Source organism: Fibrobacter sp., from assembly GCF_045131395.1.
Lineage (GTDB): Bacteria > Fibrobacterota > Fibrobacteria > Fibrobacterales > Fibrobacteraceae > Fibrobacter.
The window spans coordinates 1-1,663 of sequence record NZ_JBGUQY010000030.1 but is presented as its reverse complement, the minus strand read 5'-3'; the positions used below and the strand labels follow the sequence as shown (position 1 = coordinate 1,663).

Sequence of the window (1,663 nt, the reverse complement as noted above, 5' to 3'; positions counted from 1 at the left end):
CAAGATGAATTCAAGATTGTTGATTATGAAAACAGTTTTAAAATTCATTCAAATGAGTGCGACAGGGATGTTTCACTTCACGATATGGACGGCAAATTGACACTGTATATTGACGCATACACACAGAACGTGCCGGCGATTGCATATATTCTTGACCTCTTTCATGAATATTTCCATTTTTCCAGACTGCATTCAAGTCAAATTTTGAGTGAAGATTACTATGAATTGATCGAAAGAAGTGATTTATTCGATTTACTCAAAGCGAATGAATTAAATGGATCAAATGGATCAAGTGGATCAAAAGAACCAAAAATCGATCCAAGATTCGATTATGTGCTGAATGCATCGAAAAACACCTTGGAAGAATACAAAAAATTTGAAATCGAACTGATTGATCAGGATATTGAATTCATCAATGACCGGATGGCCGAATGTTTCCACAATGCAGACTGCAGATTGACAGAGGAATCCAGGGCAGAACATTTGGCATTCTATGTTTCAGTAAAAAAACACCTGAAGACGTTGCGCCGACAGTATCAGATGATGATTGAAGCGGTCAATTGGGAGGATGAATGAAAATCATTGAATTTTTGAAAAATGTATTTTCTGATTCTCTTCAGAAAGAAAATCAGCAACTGATTGCAGAGATTCAGGAACTAAGACAACAAAAAGTTGAACTGAATCATACGCTTTATGAAAAAACATTCAGCGAAGACATCCAGAGAAGAACAGACAGAGAATTGATCAGTCAGTTGGAAAAAAAGGTTGTCTCATTAAGCGACCGAATCAAGGCGATGCAATCTGATGTCAATTCAGTGTATCAATTGAACGATGAATTGTTCAAAGTTCGACAGGAACTGCAGCAGAAAATGTCAGAAATTGAAGAACTTGAACGATTCATTGATTGTCTGCCGAACGAGTTTCGGGCAGTATGGGTTCAGAAAAAATTGAAAGATTCTGAACAGTAGTTGTTTTTAAGTGTGGGGTATTTATGAAAACAAGAAAGACATATACGACCGAGCAGAAAAAAGCATATATTGCCAAGTATTATGCAGAAAATGCGGACGGATTCGCAGTGAACATGACTGATTTTGCCAAAAATCACGACATCAATGACAAGACTTTCCAGAATTGGATCAGGGCAGAAAAACACGAACGTGAAATGAATGCGGTCAATCCTGTTGGTGAATCTGAAGAAAGAATCAGTCTGATTCAGTTAGTGCATGCCTTTATGCCGGAAACAAGAATTTCAATTTGCAACATATTGAAAGAAATTCACGTTTCATGCACGTGCCGTGAATTCTTAATGAAAAAATGTCTGCAGCTTGATTTCATGGACACCAAGATTGAAATGATTGTTCCAAGCGGTGTGAATCAGGTGACTGTTTGGGTGAAATAATGGATGTTCTATTGCTGAAAATCCCTGTTCCGCCGTCGAATAACAGATTTGTTCGCACGATGACATCCAAGAAAACCGGAAAACCGGTTTTCTACACACCGGCAGACGTTAAGACATACCGGCAACAGGTAATTGCAGAATACTTCAAACAGGGAAAAGGAATCAGATTCGGAACATTGGATGTTGTCATTGACATCACTGCATATTTGTCTGTCATGACAAGAGATGTCGACAACATCCCGAAAGAAATTTTTGATTCTCTTA

General features: G+C 37.9%; 4 protein-coding genes. All 4 read left to right on the top strand.

Going from position 1 to position 1,663, the window contains the following annotated elements; all coding sequences use genetic code 11:
* Positions 1 to 576, top strand: a 576-nt coding sequence (locus ACJMNB_RS08965) for a hypothetical protein (protein ID WP_405341617.1), incomplete at its 5' end; no start/stop codon positions are given.
* Positions 573 to 968 carry a hypothetical protein gene (locus ACJMNB_RS08960; protein ID WP_405341615.1) on the top strand — a complete coding sequence of 132 codons (396 nt, stop codon included), beginning with the start codon at positions 573 to 575 and terminating at the stop codon, positions 966 to 968. The genes ACJMNB_RS08965 and ACJMNB_RS08960, both read left to right, overlap by 4 nt.
* A gap of 23 nt (positions 969 to 991) precedes the next feature.
* The gene (locus ACJMNB_RS08955) at positions 992 to 1,399 is read left to right on the top strand and encodes a transposase (RefSeq protein WP_405341613.1); all 408 of its coding nucleotides are present in this window, start codon (positions 992 to 994) and stop codon (positions 1,397 to 1,399) included.
* On the top strand, positions 1,399 to 1,663 hold a 265-nt coding region (locus ACJMNB_RS08950; RefSeq protein ID WP_405341611.1), incomplete at its 3' end, for a RusA family crossover junction endodeoxyribonuclease. The genes ACJMNB_RS08955 and ACJMNB_RS08950, both read left to right, overlap by 1 nt.

What these genes read in the sequence shown, in the direction of transcription:
- ACJMNB_RS08960 (WP_405341615.1), top strand. Translation starts at nt 573, where the DNA reads ATGAAAATCATTGAATTTTTGAAAAATGTATTTTCTGATTCTCTTCAG.
- ACJMNB_RS08955 (WP_405341613.1), top strand. Translation starts at nt 992, where the DNA reads ATGAAAACAAGAAAGACATATACGACCGAGCAGAAAAAAGCATATATT.